17 protein-coding genes are annotated in these 19,914 nt (G+C 55.7%); 8 read left to right on the top strand and 9 right to left on the bottom strand.

The window, feature by feature from the left end; genetic code table 11:
- The first annotated feature begins 25 nt into the window (after positions 1 to 25).
- The 3 genes from htpG to hemH all read left to right on the top strand — a co-directional run bounded on the left by htpG (position 26) and on the right by hemH (position 3,921).
- Complete coding sequence (htpG, locus tag OGY07_RS19520) at positions 26 to 1,900, top strand: molecular chaperone HtpG (protein ID WP_286602612.1); 1,875 nt, start codon at positions 26 to 28, stop codon at positions 1,898 to 1,900.
- 241 nt (positions 1,901 to 2,141) lie between these two features.
- Positions 2,142 to 2,786: an adenylate kinase gene (gene adk / locus OGY07_RS19515; protein WP_042285806.1), complete on the top strand. Its 645-nt coding sequence runs from the start codon at positions 2,142 to 2,144 to the stop codon at positions 2,784 to 2,786.
- A 172-nt stretch (positions 2,787 to 2,958) separates the two neighbouring features.
- On the top strand, positions 2,959 to 3,921 hold the full coding sequence (gene hemH / locus OGY07_RS19510) for a ferrochelatase (protein ID WP_060569045.1): 963 nt from the start codon (positions 2,959 to 2,961) through the stop codon (positions 3,919 to 3,921).
- Here the strand turns inward: hemH and aes are convergent.
- Entirely contained in the window at positions 3,918 to 4,877 is a 960-nt protein-coding gene (aes, locus tag OGY07_RS19505; RefSeq protein WP_286602609.1) for an acetyl esterase, read from the bottom strand. The two genes, hemH and aes, sit on opposite strands and share 4 nt — an antisense overlap.
- A gap of 142 nt (positions 4,878 to 5,019) precedes the next feature.
- Between aes and gsk the strand changes: the two genes are divergently transcribed.
- Positions 5,020 to 6,324, top strand: a complete 1,305-nt coding sequence (gene gsk, locus OGY07_RS19500; protein WP_042285800.1) for an inosine/guanosine kinase — start codon at positions 5,020 to 5,022, stop codon at positions 6,322 to 6,324.
- 110 nt (positions 6,325 to 6,434) lie between these two features.
- On the opposite strand, the gene ybaL is transcribed toward gsk, so the two are convergent.
- Both ybaL and OGY07_RS19490 read right to left on the bottom strand, forming a co-directional pair.
- Positions 6,435 to 8,111 (bottom strand): YbaL family putative K(+) efflux transporter, encoded by a 1,677-nt coding sequence (gene ybaL / locus OGY07_RS19495; RefSeq protein WP_042285798.1) that lies wholly within the window; start codon positions 8,109 to 8,111, stop codon positions 6,435 to 6,437.
- A gap of 215 nt (positions 8,112 to 8,326) precedes the next feature.
- A complete protein-coding gene (locus tag OGY07_RS19490; protein ID WP_042285796.1) occupies positions 8,327 to 9,532 on the bottom strand; it encodes an MFS transporter in 1,206 nt (401 codons plus the stop codon).
- Positions 9,533 to 9,693: 161 nt separating this feature from the next.
- Between OGY07_RS19490 and ushA the strand changes: the two genes are divergently transcribed.
- Positions 9,694 to 11,343 carry a bifunctional UDP-sugar hydrolase/5'-nucleotidase UshA gene (gene ushA, locus OGY07_RS19485; RefSeq protein WP_060569042.1) on the top strand — a complete coding sequence of 550 codons (1,650 nt, stop codon included), beginning with the start codon at positions 9,694 to 9,696 and terminating at the stop codon, positions 11,341 to 11,343.
- A 44-nt stretch (positions 11,344 to 11,387) separates the two neighbouring features.
- On the opposite strand, the gene ybaK is transcribed toward ushA, so the two are convergent.
- The 3 genes from ybaK to copA form a co-directional block, all read right to left on the bottom strand.
- Positions 11,388 to 11,867 carry a Cys-tRNA(Pro)/Cys-tRNA(Cys) deacylase YbaK gene (ybaK, locus tag OGY07_RS19480; protein WP_042285792.1) on the bottom strand — a complete coding sequence of 160 codons (480 nt, stop codon included), beginning with the start codon at positions 11,865 to 11,867 and terminating at the stop codon, positions 11,388 to 11,390.
- A gap of 201 nt (positions 11,868 to 12,068) precedes the next feature.
- Complete coding sequence (locus OGY07_RS19475; RefSeq protein ID WP_060569041.1) at positions 12,069 to 12,863, bottom strand: TraB/GumN family protein; 795 nt, start codon at positions 12,861 to 12,863, stop codon at positions 12,069 to 12,071.
- A 138-nt stretch (positions 12,864 to 13,001) separates the two neighbouring features.
- Complete coding sequence (gene copA / locus OGY07_RS19470; protein WP_286602603.1) at positions 13,002 to 15,503, bottom strand: copper-exporting P-type ATPase CopA; 2,502 nt, start codon at positions 15,501 to 15,503, stop codon at positions 13,002 to 13,004.
- A gap of 107 nt (positions 15,504 to 15,610) precedes the next feature.
- Between copA and cueR the strand changes: the two genes are divergently transcribed.
- Positions 15,611 to 16,018 (top strand): Cu(I)-responsive transcriptional regulator, encoded by a 408-nt coding sequence (gene cueR / locus OGY07_RS19465; RefSeq protein ID WP_042285786.1) that lies wholly within the window; start codon positions 15,611 to 15,613, stop codon positions 16,016 to 16,018.
- Between the two features lie 5 nt (positions 16,019 to 16,023).
- On the opposite strand, the gene OGY07_RS19460 is transcribed toward cueR, so the two are convergent.
- Together OGY07_RS19460 and OGY07_RS19455 are read right to left on the bottom strand one after the other, a co-directional pair.
- Positions 16,024 to 16,485, bottom strand: coding sequence for an NfeD family protein (locus OGY07_RS19460; protein ID WP_042285783.1), 462 nt, complete (start codon positions 16,483 to 16,485; stop codon positions 16,024 to 16,026).
- Entirely contained in the window at positions 16,485 to 17,399 is a 915-nt protein-coding gene (locus tag OGY07_RS19455) for an SPFH domain-containing protein (protein WP_042285781.1), read from the bottom strand. Before OGY07_RS19455 ends, OGY07_RS19460 begins: the two co-directional genes overlap by 1 nt.
- 147 nt (positions 17,400 to 17,546) lie before the next feature.
- On the opposite strand from OGY07_RS19455, the gene fetA reads away from it, so the two are divergent.
- Positions 17,547 to 18,224, top strand: coding sequence for an iron efflux ABC transporter ATP-binding subunit FetA (fetA, locus tag OGY07_RS19450; RefSeq protein ID WP_060569038.1), 678 nt, complete (start codon positions 17,547 to 17,549; stop codon positions 18,222 to 18,224).
- Positions 18,211 to 18,987 (top strand): iron efflux ABC transporter permease subunit FetB, encoded by a 777-nt coding sequence (fetB, locus tag OGY07_RS19445; RefSeq protein WP_205612845.1) that lies wholly within the window; start codon positions 18,211 to 18,213, stop codon positions 18,985 to 18,987. Before fetA ends, fetB begins: the two co-directional genes overlap by 14 nt.
- A 66-nt stretch (positions 18,988 to 19,053) precedes the next feature.
- Here fetB and OGY07_RS19440 read toward each other — a convergent pair whose 3' ends face one another.
- Entirely contained in the window at positions 19,054 to 19,908 is an 855-nt protein-coding gene (locus OGY07_RS19440) for a co-chaperone YbbN (protein WP_199956491.1), read from the bottom strand.
- Between the last annotated feature and the right edge of the window lie 6 nt (positions 19,909 to 19,914).

Below are 19,914 nucleotides of genomic sequence, written 5' to 3'. Positions count from 1 at the left end.
AATGGCTTTGTTGAGGTAGATCTACATGAAAGGACAAGAAACTCGCGGTTTTCAGTCAGAGGTAAAGCAGCTTCTGCATCTGATGATCCATTCTCTGTATTCCAATAAAGAAATCTTCCTGCGTGAGCTTATCTCTAACGCCTCAGATGCGGCAGACAAGCTGCGTTTCCGCGCGCTGTCAAACCCGGACCTCTATGAAGGCGACGGTGAACTGCGCGTGCGCGTCTCCTTCGATAAAGATAAGCGTACGTTGACCATTGCCGACAACGGCGTGGGCATGAACCGGGATGACGTTATCGATCATCTGGGGACCATCGCCAAATCCGGCACGAAATCATTCCTCGAATCCATGGGATCTGACCAGGCGAAAGACAGCCAGCTGATCGGCCAGTTCGGGGTCGGCTTTTATTCCGCGTTTATTGTTGCCGACAAAGTGACCGTGCGCACCCGCGCGGCGGGCGATAAGCCGGAAAACGGCGTGTTCTGGGAATCTGCGGGCGAAGGCGAATACACGGTTGCCGACATCACCAAAGACGATCGCGGCACCGAAATTACCCTGCACCTGCGCGATGGCGAAGATGAGTTCCTCGATGACTGGCGCGTGCGTTCGATCATCAGCAAATATTCCGATCACATCGCGCTGCCGGTAGAAATTGAAAAACAGGAAGAGAAAGACGGTGAAACCGTTGTCTCCTGGGAAAAAATCAACAAGGCGCAGGCGCTGTGGACCCGTAACAAGTCCGAAATCAGCGAAGACGAATACAAAGAATTCTACAAGCACATTGCCCATGACTTTACCGATCCGCTGACCTGGAGCCACAACCGCGTGGAAGGGAAGCAGGAGTACACCAGCCTGCTGTATATCCCGTCTCAGGCGCCGTGGGACATGTGGAACCGCGATCATAAACACGGCCTGAAGCTGTACGTCCAGCGCGTGTTTATCATGGACGACGCTGAACAGTTCATGCCGAACTATCTGCGTTTCGTGCGGGGTCTGATCGATTCCAACGACCTGCCGCTGAACGTTTCTCGTGAAATCCTGCAGGACAGCACCGTTACCCGTAATCTGCGCAGCGCGCTGACCAAACGCGTTCTGCAAATGCTGGAAAAACTGGCGAAGGACGATGCGGAAAAATACCAGACCTTCTGGAAACAGTTCGGTCTGGTGCTGAAAGAAGGTCCGGCGGAAGATCACGCCAACCAGGAAACCATCGCCAGACTGATGCGTTTTGCCTCCACCCATACCGATTCCTCCACACAGACCGTCTCGCTGGAAGACTATGTTTCCCGCATGAAAGAAGGGCAGGAGAAGATTTACTACATCACCGCCGACAGCTATGCGGCAGCGAAGAGCAGCCCGCACCTGGAGCTGCTGCGTAAGAAAGGTATCGAAGTCCTGCTGCTTTCCGACCGCATCGACGAATGGATGATGAATTACCTGACCGAGTTCGACGGTAAAGCGTTCCAGTCCGTGGCGAAAGCCGACGAATCTATCGACAAGCTGGCCGATGAAGTGGACGAAAGCGCGAAAGAAGCGGAAAAAGCGCTGACGCCGTTCGTTGAGCGTGTGAAAACTCTGCTTGGCGATCGGGTGAAAGAGGTGCGTCTGACCCACCGTCTGACCGACACGCCCGCGATTGTCACCACCGATGCGGACGAAATGAGCACTCAGATGGCAAAACTGTTTGCCGCCGCGGGTCAGGCTGTACCGGAGGTGAAATACATCTTTGAACTGAACCCGGATCACGTGCTGGTGAAACGCACCGCGGACACCGAAGATGACGCTCAGTTTAAAGAGTGGGTTGAACTGCTGCTGGATCAGGCGCTGTTTGCCGAACGCGGGACGCTGGAGGATCCGAACCAGTTTATCCGTCGCATGAACCAACTGCTGGTTTCCTGACCGCGTTGAGGTGATGCCGGAAGGCGACGAAAACGTCTTTCCGGCCTACCGACAGGTTGCTGTTTGTAGGTCGGATAAGCGTCAGCGCCATCCGGCATTCTTTTATTTGTTCCTCTCTTTTCTTATTTTCCCGCCGTTAACCGTTTCAGCGCAGGGCACCTTCCTTGAGCGAATTGCGTGATGGTGGTATCGTTTAGCGCTTTTTTAAAAAATATCGACAACCTTTAAGGGGATTTTCGTAATGCGTATCATTCTGCTTGGCGCTCCGGGCGCGGGTAAAGGAACTCAGGCTCAGTTCATCATGGAGAAGTATGGTATTCCGCAAATCTCCACGGGTGATATGCTGCGTGCTGCCGTGAAGTCTGGCTCCGAGCTGGGTAAACAAGCGAAAGACATCATGGACGCGGGTAAGCTGGTGACCGATGAGCTGGTGATTGCGCTGGTGAAAGAGCGTATCGCCCAGGAAGATTGCCGTAACGGTTTTCTGTTAGACGGCTTCCCGCGCACCATTCCGCAGGCTGACGCCATGAAAGAAGCGGGCATCGTGGTGGACTACGTTCTCGAATTCGACGTACCGGACGAACTGATCGTGGACCGTATCGTCGGTCGCCGCGTTCACGCCGCCTCTGGCCGCGTATACCACATCAAATTCAATCCGCCGAAAGTGGACGGTAAAGACGATGTGACCGGCGAAGAGCTGACTACCCGTAAAGACGACCAGGAAGAAACCGTACGTAAGCGTCTGGTGGAATACCATCAGATGACCGCACCGCTGATTGGCTACTACCAGAAAGAAGCGGAAGCCGGTAACACCCAATACGCCAAAGTCGACGGCACACAGGCCGTGGCTGACGTGCGTGCAGACCTGGAAAAAATCCTCGGTTAATCGGTAAAATGCCCGAAGGCGCCACGCTTATCGGGCTTACCGCACCGTAGGCCGGAGAGAACGCGGCACGCTACTCTCCGGCTTCGCCCAAAAATACCTCTCGCAGCAATTAGTTCTTCTTCTCTGCTTTTCCGCTACAATTATCAACCAGTTGAAACGATAAGAGGCGGTAATGCGTCAGACGAAAACCGGAATTTTGTTGGCTAACCTCGGCACGCCCGATGCGCCTACGCCAGCGGCAGTGAAACGCTATCTCAAGCAATTTCTCAGCGACAAACGCGTTGTTGATACGCCTCGTCTTTTATGGTGGCCGTTGTTACGCGGGGTGATTTTGCCGCTGCGCTCGCCGCGCGTGGCGAAACTGTATCAGTCTGTGTGGATGGAAGGCGGGTCGCCGCTAATGGTTTACAGCCGCCAGCAGCAGCAGGCGCTTGCCGCACGCTTGCCGGATACGCCGGTTGCCCTCGGGATGAGCTATGGATCGCCATCGCTGGAAAGCGCAGTGGATGAACTGCTGGCCAACCACGTCGATCATATCGTCGTGTTGCCGTTGTACCCGCAATATTCCTGTTCGACCGTCGCTGCCGTCTGGGACGAACTGGCGCGCATTCTTGAGCGCAAGCGCCACATTCCCGGCATCTCATTCATTCGCGATTACGCTGACGACAGCGCCTACATTGATGCGTTGGCCAACAGCGTGCGGGCATCATTTGCAGAACATGGCGAACCCGATCTGCTGCTGCTGTCGTATCACGGCATTCCGCAGCGTTATGCAGATGAAGGCGACGATTATCCGCAGCGCTGCCGTGATACCACCCGAGAGCTGGTTTCTGCGCTCGGCCTGCCGCCGGACAAGGTGATGATGACCTTCCAGTCGCGCTTTGGTCGTGAGCCATGGCTAACGCCTTATACCGACGAAACGCTGAAAATGCTCGGTGAAAAAGGGACCGGCCATATACAGGTGATGTGCCCGGGCTTTGCGGCTGACTGCCTGGAGACGCTGGAAGAGATCGCGGTACAAAACAAAGAGATCTTCCTTGAGGCGGGCGGCAAGAAATATGAATATATTCCGGCGCTTAATGCCACACCGGAACATATTGATATGATGCTAAAACTGACCGCAGCGTATCGCTAAAGCTGGGCGGTAAAGAAACGCGCGCCGTCCTGAAGCGCTTCGTCAGCGCTACGCATCATCCTGGAGTAGTGCAGGAAGGAATGCAGCGTGCCGGGATACATTTTGTATTCGCACGGCTGGCGGTGCGTCCTGAGCGTGTCAAAAAGCAGGCGGCTGTCGTCAATAAGCGGATCAAATTCGGCGGTGGCGATAAAGCATGGCGGCACGTCGCGCGTCAGGTCGTTATTGAACAGGCAATAGTAAGGCGACTCCTGGTCTTCTGCGGTACGCAGATAGGCGTTCTCAAATACCTTCAGATCGTCGCGACTCAGGCCGTCCCACTCGCCGCCCAGCAGCCGACGGCTGGGCGAGTCCTGCAAGCCATACAGACCATACCATAGCAACACACCGGCCACTTTCCCGCAGTCCAACCGTTTATCCCGCAACCACAGCGCGCTGGCGAGCGCCAGCATCGCTCCCGCCGAATCACCGGCAAAGCCAATGTGCGACATGTTCAGTTGATAATCGTCCGCGTGCTGATGAAAAAACTGGCAGGCAGAAACCGTTTCTTCAATAGCCTGCGGAAAACGGGCCTCGGGCGACAGGGAATAATCAATGCCTACCACCGTACACCGGCTATATTGTGCCAACAGACGCATAATGCGGTCGTGGGTATCGAGATTGCCGAGAATAAATCCGCCGCCGTGCAGGTAAAAGAGCGTTGCCTGACTTTCTGGCTCCGGGCAGTAAAACCGCGTGGTCAGTTCGCCGTGCGCGCCCGGAATCGTATATTCTCGCGTCGTCATCGCTGGCGCATCAAGATTCCAGAAACGACGCTCAAGCTGGTAATGCTGGCGCATGGCTTTCACATCATCGGCGGGCGGCCAGGGCGGCAGGTCGTCCTGGTGGACATCAAGCACTGTCTGCATCTCTTCTGAAATGCACGTCAGGACGGGAAGCTTATTTTCCGGTTTCATCGAACGCTCCTTGTGAAAAAGGAACATTGTAAAAATTCTCGCCGCAGAAACTGCGATCCCGTCGTCGGATATTGAAACTCTGCGGAAGCGGGGGGGAATGTGCTACCATGCACCGCTCCGTTAGTCACCCGTAAAAACAGTCATGAAATTTCCCGGTAAACGCAAATCCAAACACTATTTCCCCGTCAATGCGCGCGATCCGCTGCTGCAACAAATTCAGCCTGAAAACGAGAGTAGCGCCGCGTGGGTCGTCGGTATCGACCAGACGCTGGTGGATATTGAAGCGAAAGTCGATGACGAGTTTATACAACGTTACGGATTAAGCGCCGGACATTCTCTGGTGATCGAAGATGACGTGGCGGAAGCGTTATATCAGGAGCTGAAGCAGAGAAATTTAATCACTCATCAGTTTGCGGGCGGCACCATAGGCAACACCATGCACAACTATTCGGTGCTGGCGGACGATCGCTCGGTGCTGCTTGGCGTCATGTGCAGTAACATCGAAATAGGCAGCTATGCCTATCGCTATTTGTGCAATACCTCCAGCCGTACCGATCTCAACTATCTTCAGGGCGTGGACGGACCGATTGGCCGTTGTTTTACCCTGATCGGCGAATCCGGTGAGCGTACCTTCGCCATCAGCCCCGGCCACATGAACCAACTGCGTGCGGAAAGCATCCCCGAGTCGGTGATTGCCGGTGCCTCTGCGCTGGTATTAACCTCCTATCTGGTGCGCTGTAAGCCGGGAGAACCAATGCCGGAAGCGACCATGAAGGCCATCGGGTATGCGAAAAAACACAATGTGCCGGTAGTGCTGACGCTTGGCACCAAATTCGTGATTGCCGATAACCCACAGTGGTGGCAGGCATTTCTGCAAGAAAACGTCTCAATTCTGGCGATGAACGAAGAAGAAGCCGAAGCGTTGACCGGAGAGAGCGATCCGCTGCTGGCGTCGGACAAGGCGCTGGACTGGGTGGATCTGGTGCTTTGCACCGCCGGGCCGATCGGCCTGTATATGGCGGGCTTCACCGAAGACGAAGCCAAACGGAAAACCCAGCATCCATTATTGCCGGGCGCGATTGCCGAGTTTAACCAGTACGAGTTCAGCCGCGCGATGCGTCATAAGGATTGCGTGAATCCGCTGCGGGTCTATTCTCATATCGCGCCGTATATGGGCGGTCCGGAAAAGATCATGAATACCAACGGCGCGGGCGACGGCGCGCTGGCGGCGCTACTGCATGATATTACTGCTAACAGCTATCACCGCACGAACGTGCCGAATTCCAGCAAGCATACCTTTACCTGGTTGACCTATTCGTCACTGGCGCAGGTATGCAAGTATGCGAACCGGGTTAGCTATCAGGTGCTGAACCAACACTCCCCGCGTCTGACGCGAGGATTGCCGGAACGGGAAGACAGTCTTGAGGAGTCCTACTGGGATCGCTGAACCTCTGCCCGATGGCGATTCACTGATCGGGCCTGCGTAGAGTACCAGGCGCTGTAGGCCGGACAAGGCATGACGCCGCCATCCGGCAGGGTGACATTCAGGATTCAGGATTAACCCGGCACCACATCACCTGCTGGCCCCGTTTCCAGCAGTTCCAGCATCGTCCGGGCGATTTCACGTTCGCCCATCACCACCTGATTCGCCCCGCGCTCGGTAATGTACTCCACCTCATCGTCATAGTGCGCGCGGGCGATAATCTCAATGTTCGGGCATTTCTCACGGGCAGACGCCACGATTTCACCCGCTTCGTAGCCGTTCGGGATAGTAAGGATGAGCCAGCGCGCGCAGTCCAGATGCGCCAGATTCATGATTTCTTCGTTGGCGGCATTGCCCAGCACCGCGCGGATCCCACGCTCGCGCAGTTCATCCACGCGGGTTCGTGACGTTTCAATCACCACCAGCGGTATATCCGCCGCCATCAGTTTCTCGCCAAGCAGGCTGCCGACGCGGCCAAAGCCTACCAGCAGCGCGTGGTTGCAGATATCCACCGGAATTTGCTTCTCTTCTTCGATCGCTTCTTCCAGCGTCTGCTCTTCCAGCGTTTCGGTTTTCGCCAGATATTTTTCCAGCAGCGCAAACAGTATTGGGTTTAGCATTATTGACAGGATCGCGCCGGCCAGCACCAGATTCTGCCCTTCCTGGGGCAGCAGATTCAGCGCCATCCCCAGACCTGCAAGAATAAAGGCGAATTCGCCAATCTGCGCCAGGCTGGCGGCAATGGTCAGTGCGGTACGCGGCGAATGCCCAAACAGACGCACCAGCAGGAAGGCGGCGACCGACTTACCGAAGATGATGATAGCCAGCGTGGCAAGCACCGCCAGCGGTTGTTGCACAAGGATCATCGGGTCGAACAGCATACCGACGGAAACGAAGAACAGTACGGCAAACGCGTCGCGCAAAGGCAGCGTATCGTGCGCCGCGCGGTGGCTCAGTTCTGATTCATTCAACACCATGCCGGCAAAGAACGCGCCGAGGGCGAAGGAGACGTCAAACAGCTCCACCGCGCCAAAGGCGATGCCTAACGCCAGCGCCAGAACGGATAACGTAAACAGCTCGCGGGAGCCGGTGGCGGCGCTGCGGGCCATAATCCATGGCACCAGGCGGCGACCCACCAACATCATAATGGCGATGAATGCCACGACCTTGCCGATGGTAATGCCCATATCGACCGCCAGCGAGGCGAAACCGACGTTGCCTTTTTCCACCATTCCGGCCACTGCAGGCAGAAGCACCAGCGTCAGCACCATCACCAGATCTTCGACAATCAGCCAGCCGATAGCGATCTGCCCGCGCTGGCTGTCAACCAGTTGACGCTCCTCAAGCGCGCGCAGCAGCACCACGGTACTGGCGGTCGACAGACACAGCCCAAAGACGATGCCGGTCATCAACGACCAGCCCATCACTGCGGAAAGCGCCATACCCAGCAGCGTCGCCACGGCTATCTGGGCGATCGCGCCGGGAATGGCGATGGACTTTACCGCCATCAAATCCTTGAGCGAGAAATGTAGGCCAACGCCGAACATCAGCAGGATAACCCCCAGTTCGGCGAGTTCCGGCGCCAGTTGGGTATCAGCCACAAAACCAGGGGTAAATGGACCGGCCAGAACGCCCGCTAACAGATATCCCACCAGAGGAGAAATACGCAGTTTATTGGCAAGCATGCCGAGAATAAAAGCGAGCACAAGGCCGCCAACAATGGTGGTGATAAGCGGGGTGGCGTGATGCATTCCGTCTCCTTTGGTAGCTGATGTCCACAAATTCCACGTAATAGTTTATGACAATTTTCATTATCATGTTTATGAATAATTGTTGAATTTTGAAGAAAACTGCAATCTGGCGCAAAAAAGGCACGGATCGGAAAAGGGACTGAGGACAGGCAGAGCAAACGCTTATGATAACTGGTCTGGGGCGCGGCTAAAGTTTAGCTTTAGCCGCGGTAAACTCAGGCTTTAGGTCGGTTATCAGGTAAGAATATGGTCAATATCCCGAGAAGCGGCAGGAAAGCGCAGATTTTATAAACTAAATCGATACTGGTATGGTCGGCAACTAACCCTAATACCGCCGCGCCAAGTCCGCCCATTCCGAAAGCGAAGCCGAAAAACAGACCAGAAACCATGCCGATACGGCCGGGTAACAGTTCCTGGGCATACACCAGAATGGCAGAAAACGCCGAGGCAAGAATAAAACCAATGATCACCGTTAAAATCCCCGTCCAGTAGAGCGTGGCATAGGGTAAAATCAATGTAAACGGCGCTACGCCGAGGATAGACCCCCAAATCACATATTTTCGACCGATTTTATCGCCGACAGGCCCGCCAATAACCGTCCCGGCAGCGACCGCAAACAGAAACGCAAACAGATGAAGCTGCGCGTTTTGTACCGATAATCCGAATTTTTGCATCAGATAAAAGGTGTAATAGCTGCTGATGCTCGCCATATAGAAGTATTTCGAAAAAATCAGCACCAGCAGGACGCTTACCGCGAGTACGACTTTGTTGCGCGGTAGCGGATTGATAACGCTGGCTTTAGGTTTTCCTTTGCTCATTCGATGCTGCGCGGCGTACCAGCGACTGATTTGCGCCAGCACGACAATCGCCAGCAGAGCGGCCAGCACAAACCACGCGACGTTGCCTTTACCGTAAGGGGCGATAATCACTGCCGCCAGCAGCGGCCCTAACGAGCTACCAAAGTTGCCGCCCACCTGGAAGATCGACTGGGCAAGGCCGTGACGTCCGCCGGAGGCCATGCGCGCCACGCGCGAGGATTCCGGATGGAAGACCGATGAACCTGTCCCTACCAGCGCTGCCGCCAACAAAACGGCGCCAAAGCTGCCCGCCATCGCCAACAGAACCAGTCCGCTAAGGGTGAAACACATTCCAATGGGGAGCGACCACGGCATGGGATATTTATCGGTCCAGTAACCGACAACCGGCTGCAACAGCGACGAGGCCAGTTGAAAGGTAAGGGTGATCATGCCAATCTGCATAAACGTCAGCGAAAATTCTGACTGAAGCAGTGGGTAAATCGCCAGAATCAGCGACTGGATCATATCGTTAAGTAAGTGCGAGAGGCTGATGGCCCCTAAAATGCCAAATGACGTCCGCCCTTTCGGCAGCGACGCTGGCTGAGAGGTTTCACTGATTGCCATAAGTACCACGTCTATAGTTATTGAAGTGCAGGGAGTAATTATTATCCGCCTAACATACCTGTGACTGAGTTTTGAAGAAAGTCGCATTTCTGAAAACTTATTTGTTTATTCTCATTACTCGCTGTAATTTCTGCATTTGTCCTGGGTCAGGGAGAGAAAAAATGAAGTTTATGAAACGTGGCGTCGCACTGGCGTTGCTGGCAACCTGGGCGCTGGTCAGCCAGCCCGTGCAGGCATATGAAAAGGATAAAACTTACAAAATCACCATCCTGCACACCAACGATCATCACGGCCATTTCTGGCGCAGTGAATACGGCGAATATGGCCTGTCTGCGCAAAAAACGCTGGTGGATGGTATTCGTCACGAAGTGGCGGAAGAGGGCGGAAGCCTGCTGCTGCTCTCCGGCGGCGATATCAATACTGGCGTGCCGGAGTCCGATCTGCAGGATGCCGAACCCGACTTTCGCGGCATGAATTTGATTGGCTATGATGCAATGGCCGTCGGCAATCACGAATTCGATAATCCGCTCACTGTTTTACGCCAGCAGGAAAAGTGGGCGAAGTTTCCGTTTCTTTCCGCCAATATTTACCAGAAAAGCACCGGTGAACGTCTGTTTAAACCCTGGGCGATTTTTAAGCGTCAGGATCTGAAAATTGCGGTTATCGGTTTAACCACCGACGACACGGCGAAAATTGGCAACCCTGAATTCTTTACGGATATTGAGTTCCGTAAGCCCGCGGATGAAGCGAAGCTGGTGATTCAGGAACTGCAAATGAACGAGAAGCCGGATGTGATTATCGCGACGACCCACATGGGGCACTACGATAACGGCAATCACGGCTCCAATGCGCCGGGCGACGTCGAAATGGCGCGCAGCCTGCCTGCCGGTTCGCTGGCGATGATTGTAGGCGGTCACTCGCAAGACCCCGTGTGCATGGCGTCAGAAAACAAAAAGCAGGTCGATTATGTTCCGGGAACGCCTTGCGCACCGGATAAGCAGAACGGCATCTGGATCGTACAGGCGCATGAATGGGGCAAATACGTAGGCCGCGCGGACTTTGAGTTCCGTAACGGTGAAATGAAAATGGTCAACTACCAGCTCATTCCGGTGAACCTGAAGAAGAAAGTCACCTGGGAAGACGGGAAAAGTGAGCGCGTGCTTTACACACCGGAAATAGCCGAAAACCCGCAGATGCTCTCGCTGCTGACGCCATTTCAGAATAAAGGCAAAGCGCAACTGGATGTCAAAATCGGCTCGGTGAATGCTCGTCTGGAAGGCGATCGCAGCAAAGTGCGCTTCGAGCAAACCAATATGGGCCGTCTGATCCTGGCCGCGCAAATGGCGCGCACCGGCGCGGATTTCGCGGTGATGAGCGGCGGTGGCATTCGCGACTCGATTGAAGAGGGCGACATCACGTATAAAAGCGTCCTGAAGGTGCAGCCGTTTGGCAACATTGTGGTATACGCCGATATGAGCGGCAAAGAGGTCATTGAATACCTGACCGCCGTAGCGCAAATGAAGCCGGATTCCGGCGCGTATCCGCAGTTTGCTAACGTCAGCTTTGTGGCGAAAGACGGTAAGCTAAACGATCTCAAAATCAAAGGGGAAGCGATCGATCCGGCCAAAACCTACCGGATGGCGACGCTGAGCTTTAACGCCACGGGCGGGGATGGTTATCCGCGGTTGGATAATAAGCCGGGCTACGTCAACACCGGCTTCATCGATGCGGAAGTGCTGAAAGAATATATCCAGAAAAATTCACCGCTGGATGCCGGTGCGTATGCGCCTGGCAATGAGGTGATTTTTTAAATCTGCTTGCCCGGTGACGCTATGCCGCCGGGCTGACAACGGGTTTAATCCCGACGCGCAATGTCGGCGAACTTAGCGTCCAGAATGGCGGCCAAATCGTTTGCCGCCAGTTCGATATCCAGCCCGCGCTTGCCGCCGGATACGTAAATGGTCGGGAACGTTTGTGCGGGCGCATCTATCAGCGTCGGCAACCGCTTTTTCTGTCCGAGTGGGCTAATGCCGCCCACCAGATACCCCGTAGTACGTTGCGCAACCATCGGGTCAGCCATATCGACTTTTTTTGCCCCCAGCGCTTTCGCCACTTTTTTTAGATCCAGTTGACCGGCAACCGGCGTGACCGCAACGGCCAGGTGCTTCATGTCTCCGTTTACAGCGACCAGTAACGTTTTATAAACCTGATCCGCATTCAGTCCCAGTTTACGCACCACTTCGTCGCCAAAGTTCGTTTCGCCAGGATCGTGATCGTAGGTGTGGATCTGAAAGGAAATTTTGTTTTTTTCGAGTAATTTAACGGCGGGTGTCATAACTACGAATCCTTGCTCGGAGATAATTCAACAAAAGCATACCCCTGACGACTGTCTAAAAAATAGTACCATCTTGCGCAATTGTATTGGCAGGATGCAGAGTTTGAGCGACAATCGACATACACCGTCGCAAAAAGCGGCGGCATAATAATAATGATGAAATTCCTCTTTGACGGGCCAATAGCGATATTGGCCATTTTTTTAGCGCATCAGCGCCGGTAAATTTCCTTCCCCATACAGATGAAGCGCGCCGACGGCAACCACATAGCGTCCCGCGGGCAGCGCCGCCAGGCGATCCCGCCAGGCGAGGTTGCGCTGGTGCATCAGTACGTCGTACAACGATTCGCTAAAGGTGTTCGGCAGCGTCAACGCGTTATCCTGCGGCGGCGTTTTCAGCCACCAGCTCATCATCTGCTGAAGCAGCCGGGCATTGGTATGCCAGTGCGTCAGCGTATCGTCCAGCAACGCCAGGCCGTTGTCCGGCAGTTCGCTCAGTAACGTAATCTGGCTGGCTGCGCCTTCCAGTTCAATGACCGGAATCTGCGCGTTTTTGGCCGCCTGCAATAGCTGGTAGTCGATTCCGTACTCAGGCCGTAATCCTAACTGTTGCGCCTGGGTGGCCTGCAGCACCATCGCAATCTGCCACAGCGGCTGCGTGGAAAACAGGGAAGGGGAGATCCCCAGCTCGTCGGTCGCTCTGTGCAGATTGCGCAACTGGTCTTCGCTGATGCGATCTTCCAGCGCGGCAAACGCCGGTAAGTCGGCAAACGGACTGTCGCTACCGGAGACATCGGCTTCAACGATCAGCGCATCGGCGTTTCTGAGCTTTTTGAGTAGCCTGGCGGGCAGCGGCGACATGTCGCGGCTGCCCATATGAATACTGCCAATCAGGTGAAAGTGGCGATGGCCGGGCAACGAAACGTCAATGGCGGGCCAGCTATACGGATGGCCGCGCAGCGCAGCGAAAACCCTTTTTACCCGGTACAACAGATCCATGCGACCTCCCTAAGTAGAGACTCATGCTAGCGCGTGGCCTGAGAAGGTGCAAACCGTGAATTGTCGGATGACGATGCGCGCGCGGCATATCCGGCCTACAAACGGCTGTGTAGACCGGATAAGCGTCAGCGATCCGCGTTACTCTTTTGGTTTAAAACGCAGCAGACGGTTCGCGTTACTCACCACGGTAATGGATGACAGCGCCATTGCCGCCCCGGCAACCACCGGATTCAGCAGAGTACCGGTGAAGGGCCAGAGGATCCCGGCGGCGACCGGAATACCGATGCTGTTATAAATAAACGCGCCGAGCAGGTTCTGCTTCATATTTCGCAGCGTGGCGCGGGAGATCGACAGCGCGTCGGCGACGCCCATCAGGCTATGGCGCATCAGGGTGATGGCGGCGGTTTCAATCGCCACATCGCTGCCGCCGCCCATCGCGATACCGACATCTGCCTGCGCCAGCGCCGGGGCGTCGTTAATGCCGTCGCCCACCATCGCCACCTGACGTCCCTGACTCTGCAGACGCTTAATGGCATCGGCTTTACCGTCCGGCAATACCCCTGCGATCACCTCGTCGATCCCGGCTTCTTTCGCGATCGCGTTAGCGGTCGTCGGGTTGTCCCCGGTCAACATCACCAGACGATACCCGGCGCGATGAAGACGCTGAAGCGCCGCGACGCTGTCGCTGCGCAGCGGATCGCGCACAGCCAGTAACGCTGCCGCTTTACCGTCAATCGCCAGCAGAACCGGCGTGGCGCCTTGTGACGCCTGAGCGGCAATCTCGGTCTCCATCAGCGTCGTGGCGACCTGCTGCTCATTTAACAGCGCCTGGTTGCCCAGCAGCAGGGTATGGCCTTCGGCTTCACCGCTCACGCCCAGCCCGCGCAACGTACGGAAACGGTTAACCTGCGGCAGCGTTGCCTCGCCCGCTTTGTCGAGGATCGCCCGGGCCAGCGGATGGCTGGAGCCTTGTTCCAGCGCCGCCGCCAGACGCAGCGCCATGGCGTCATCAACGCCGTTAAAGGTTGCGATCGCCACAACCTGCGGCTTGCCTTCGGTCAGCGTCCCGGTTTTGTCAAAGACCACCGTATCCAGGGTGCTGGCGCGCTGTAGCGCATCGGCATCGCGAACCAGAACGCCAAATTCGGCGGCGCGCCCAACGCCGGAAATGATCGACATCGGCGTTGCCAGCCCCAGCGCACATGGACAGGCGATGATCAGCACCGTTGTCGCGATGACCAGGGTATAGACAATTTGCGGCGCGGGGCCAAAGAAGTACCATATGCTGGCGCTTACCAATGCAATAACCACTACCACCGGGACGAACACCGCGGAGATTTTATCGGCCATCTGACCGATTTCCGGTTTGCTGCTCTGGGCCTGGCGCACCATGCGAATGATGCGTGACAGTGTGGTGTGGCTCCCCGTGCGGCTTGCGCGAAACAGCACGCTGCCGTCCTGCACGACGGTACCGGCATGAACGCTATCGCCTTCGCCTTTTTGCTGCGGGACAGGTTCCCCGGTGAGCATCGCTTCATCCAGCCACGCTTCACCCTGGGTGATTTCACCGTCAACCGGTACGCGGTCCCCGGTGGTGAGCCGCAGTAGCATGCCTGGCTGGACATCGGCCAGCGGGACGCTTTTTTCGCCTTCGTCGGTGACGATCCGGGCGGTTGGCGGTGTGAGGTCGAGCAGTTTTTCCAGCGCTTTTGACGAGCGCTGGCGCGCGCGGGCTTCCAGCATATGTCCGAGGTTAATCAGACCGATGATCATCGCGCTGGCTTCATAATAGAGATGCCGCGCTTCCATTGGGAACCACTGCGGCCACAGGTTGACGCTCATCGAATAGAGCCACGCCACGCCGGTGCCGAGGGCGACCAGCGTATCCATCGTGGCGGTGCCGTTCAGCAGGCTTTTCCACGCGCTGCGGTAGAAATGGCCGCCTGCGAAAACCATAACGGCCAGCGTCGCCAGGCCGATCGCCAGCCACAGGCTGCGGTTGTCGTCGGTGACCATCATATTGTCGCCGATCATGCCCCAGACCATCACTGGCACACCGAGCAGCAGGGCGACAATCGCCTGCCAGCGAAAGCGTTTCATGGTGGCGATGGCGGTTTCCTGCTGGCGTTCGCGGCGTTTGGCGTCATCTTCAATCGCCTCGGCGCCGTAGCCCGCTTTTTCCACCGCCTGCACTAATTCCGCGGCGGACGCGCTGCCCATGACCAGCGCAGTGCGTTCCGCAAGGTTTACCCGTGCCTGCGTGACGCCCGGTACGCTTTGCAGCGCGTTCTGAACCCGGGAGACACAGCTGGCGCAGCTCATGCCGCTTAACAGCAGCTGCTGGCTATCGTCTTCAGCCGTGGCTGCCGGAAGCTCATCAGGGACCGCTGCCAGTGCTTCCGACGGGATTGATGACTCCGCCAGCGGTTTAGCCTTTGGGTGGCTTAACTCCGCGCCGTAACCGGCTTGCTTGATGGTTTCGATAAGCGCGTCGGCGCTGGCGGTGCCGGTGACGTGCGCTTCCGTAATGCTTACTTCCGCCTGGTCAACATCAGGGCGCTGCTCAAGGCTCTCTTTCACGCGTTTCACGCAATGACCGCAGGACAGGCCGTCCAGGGTCAGGTCGATGGTTTGTGGCATCACAACTCTCCTCTGTTACAGGGCAAAGGCATTGCCCCTTGCACTTCGATGGGCTAACTGTTATTTAGGGTAAACCTTCCATCAAGGGGAAGGTCAAGGGGGAAGTCATGAATATATCCGATGTCGCGAAAAAAACCGGTTTAACCAGCAAAGCCATCCGCTTTTATGAAGAAAAGGGGCTGGTGACGCCGCCGTTACGCAGTGAAAATGGCTACCGGACCTACAGCCAACAGCATCTGAACGAGCTGACGCTGCTGCGCCAGGCGCGTCAGGTTGGGTTTAACCTTGAAGAATGTGGCGAACTGGTCAATCTGTTCAACGATCCGGCCCGCCATAGCGCGGATGTGAAAAAGCGCACGCTGGAAAAAGTGGCGGAAATTGAAAGGCACATCAGCGAGTTACAGTCGATGCGCGAGCAACTGCTGACGCTGGCGGACGCCTGTCCCGGCGATGACAGCGCCGACTGTCCGATTATCGATAATCTTTCCGGCTGCTGCCATCACAAGGGAAGGTGAGTTAATTACGAACGTGTTATTGCTCTGACATGCAGGGTAATCCCTTCAACGGCAATCACTTCAACTAACGTACCGCCAGCCAGATCTTCCGTGGCGCTGACCGGCCAGGAGCTGTCGCCGACCCGCACATGCCCGCGGCCATTGACCAGCCCGGACTCGAGCATAAACCGGCGCCCCACCAGTTGCTGCCCGCGCTGGTTTAACTGGCGGTCGGCGGGTTTCTGCTCCCGTACACGCTTCGCCAGCCATTTCCACCATAGCCAGGCGGCGAGGAGGGTTAAGACCGCGAACATCACACCCTGCCACTCCCAACCAACCGGCAGTAGCCATACCGTGAGACCGGTAATCACTGCCGCCACGCCGCTCCACAGCAGGTAGCCGTTACCGCCGAGCATTTCGGCGGCAAGCAGCAGGCCGCCGAGGCTGAGCCAGAAAATATGCGGATGCGCCGCTATCATCTCGATCATTATTTTTTCCGTTCGCTGGCGCTGTCTTTAACCAGTTCAGTGATGCCTGCAATGGAGCCCATCAGACTGCTGGCATCCAGCGGCATCATCACCACTTTACTGTTACTGGACGAGCCTATTTGTTGTAGCGCTTCGGTATATTTCTGCGCCACGAAGTAGTTAACCGCCTGAATATCCCCGGCGGCAATCGCTTCGGACACCATTTTGGTCGCCCGCGCTTCCGCTTCAGCGGAACGTTCACGCGCTTCCGCCTGCAGGAAGGCCGACTGGCGTTCGCCTTCCGCTTTCAGGATCTGCGACTGTTTCTCCCCCTCGGCCTTGAGGATCTCCGCCTGGCGTACCCCTTCGGCTTCCAGAATATAGGCGCGCTTGGTTCGCTCCGCTTTCATCTGCGCGTTCATAGAGGAAATTAACTCCGCCGGAGGACGCACGTCGCGGATTTCAATACGTGTGACTTTGATGCCCCACGGGTTGGTCGCCTCATCGACAATATGCAGCAGTCGCGAGTTGATGCTGTCGCGCTGGGAAAGCATTTCGTCGAGCTCCATCGAACCCAGAACGGTACGGATGTTGGTCATCGTAAGGTTGATGATCGCCAGTTCGAGGTTACTGACCTCATAGGCCGCCCGTGGAGCATCGATGACCTGGATAAAACACACGGCGTCGATGGTGACATTGGCGTTGTCTTTGGAAATCACTTCCTGGGAAGGAATGTCCAGCACCTGTTCCATCATATTGATCTTGCGGCCAATGCGGTCCATAAACGGCACAACGAGGCTCAGGCCGGGCTGGAGCGTTTTGGTGTAACGGCCAAAACGTTCCACTGTCCACTGATACCCCTGCGGTACGATTTTTACGCCCGCGCCAACGACCACCAGGGCGACAAAGATGAGAATAGGGATAAAAATAAGCATTAAAAAAACCTCCTGTTGCACTGTCCTTGAAATGATATATCGCTACCAGCGTAAACAAATTATATCCGATTAATCAAAGGGAGTTCCCCTCTTATTCCATACAGAGATACACTCATTGCCGATAAAAAATGGAAAGATGGACGCACAATGAAAGAAAATGGCATTCTGCTTCAGCTCAAAAACGTGGGATACCAGGCAGGGGAGACAACCATTCTGCGCGGTATTCGCTTTAACCTCCTCCCCGGCGAATTTAAACTGATTACCGGACCTTCCGGCTGCGGTAAAAGCACCTTGCTGAAAATTATCGCGTCGTTACTTAGCCCCAGCGAAGGGGAAATTCTTTTTGCGGGTCAAGACATCGCCACGCTCAGCCCGGAAACGTATCGCCAGCAGGTCTCTTACTGTACGCAAACGCCCACGCTGTTTGGCAACACCGTGTATGATAATTTGATCTTCCCCTGGGAAATCCGCAATAAGCGCCCGGAGCGACAGCAGCTTGTCGACGATCTGGCGCGATTTGACCTTTCGGAAACGCTACTGGAGAAAAACATCAGCGCGCTTTCCGGCGGCGAAAAGCAGCGTATCTCGCTAATCCGCAATCTACAGTTTTTACCGCAGGTGCTGTTGCTTGATGAAATCACCAGCGCGCTGGATGAAAAAAATAAGCGCAACGTCAACGAAATGATCCATCGCTACGCTCGTGATAAGCAAATTGGGGTGCTGTGGGTTACTCACGATAAAGATGAGATCGATCATGCGGATACGATTATTACCCTGACGCCGCATGCCGGTGAAATGCAGGAGACGCGTAATGAACGAGCATAATATTACCAATTCGTCTCTGGCCCTGGCGATGATGCTGGTGGTGGTGGCGATGCTGATCAGCCACAAAGAGAAACTGGCGCTGGAAAAGGACATTCTCTGGAGCGTCGGGCGCGCTGTCGTTCAGCTTATTATCGTGGGCTATGTCCTGAAATATATCTTCGCCGTCAATCACGCCGTTCTGACGTTAGTGATGGTGCTATTTATCTGTTTTAACGCGGCGTATAACGCGCAGAAGCGCAGCAAATATATTGATAAAGCGTTTGTATCCTCATTTATTGCCATTACCGTGGGCGCAGGCTTAACACTGGCGGTGCTGGTGCTGTCAGGGTCGATTGAATTTATTCCCATGCAGGTGATTCCGATCTCCGGGATGATTGCCGGGAACGCGATGGTCGCCGTTGGCTTGTGCTATAACAATCTCGGACAGCGATTTAGCAGTGAGCGGCAGCAGATTCAGGAAAAACTGAGCCTGGGCGCGACGCCAAAAATGGCATCAGCCGGATTGATTCGCGACAGCATTCGCGCTTCGCTGATCCCAACGATTGACTCGGCGAAAACGGTAGGGCTGGTGAGTTTGCCAGGTATGATGTCGGGGCTGATCTTTGCCGGGATCGATCCGGTAAAAGCGATAAAATACCAGATTATGGTGACCTTTATGCTGCTTTCGACGGCGAGCCTGTCAACCATTATCGCCTGTTATTTAACCTATCGGAAATTCTACAATTCGCGCCACCAACTGGTGGTGACGCATTTAAAGTCGTGAGCGGGGAAGGGCATCTCTGACCCGCAGGCCCGGTAAACGTAGCGCCACCGGGCACTGTAGGCGGAATTAATATAACAGTGCGTACAGCTGGCGACGGTACTTCGACGCCAGCGCATCACCCGTGCCAAGCGCGGCCAGAATTTCCTGGAACATTTTACGCACCTGTCCGTCCGCCGCGGCGAGATCGTGACGCAGATGGCTGAACAGCAGTTCCAGCGCTTCTTCGTTACGTCCCACCTGATGCAGTTGCAGCGCCAGTTGCGCCGCCAGTCCGGCATCCTGGGGGTTATCGGCAACCTGTTGCTGGAGCTGTTGAATCTCTGGCGTGTCGGCGGCCTGTTTCAGCAAATCAATCTGCGCCACCAGTCCCTGATAGCGAGTGTCCTGGTCCTGCAGAGGAATCGTTTTGAGCACCGCTTCGGCCTCTTCAGTGCGGTTCAGGGCAATCTGGGTTTCCGCAAGCAGCAGACCAATTTCACCGTTCTGGTTAGACAACTGCCAGGCGTCTTTCAGCAGGGGCAGCGCGTCGATATAGTTGCCCTCCTGCATCAGTTGCATTGCCTGCTGGGCTTTCAACTCTTCTTCACGCGGCAGCACTTTATCGAGCAGGGCGCGAATCGCTTCTTCCGGCTGCGGCCCCTGGAAACCGTCAACCGGCTGACCGTTCTGGAACAGGTAAACGGTAGGGATCGCGCGCAGGCCAAACTGGGAGGCGATCATCTGCTCGGCGTCACAGTCGAGCTTCGCCAGGATAAACTGGCCGTTATACTGCGCGGCCAGGCTTTCCAGCACTGGCGTCAGTTGCAGACAGTGCTGGCTACGCTCGGACCAGAAATAGAACAGTACCGGTATGGTCATCGACTGTTCTAAAGTCTGCTGCAGGTTCGATTCGTTAATGTTGACAATATTCTGTACGGACATGGAGTT

Origin of the sequence: Citrobacter sp. Cs237 (genome assembly GCF_030332325.1) — a bacterium.
In the GTDB taxonomy this organism is placed as follows: domain Bacteria; phylum Pseudomonadota; class Gammaproteobacteria; order Enterobacterales; family Enterobacteriaceae; genus Citrobacter_A; species Citrobacter_A sedlakii.
This window is presented reverse-complemented; position numbering and strand designations above follow the sequence as displayed.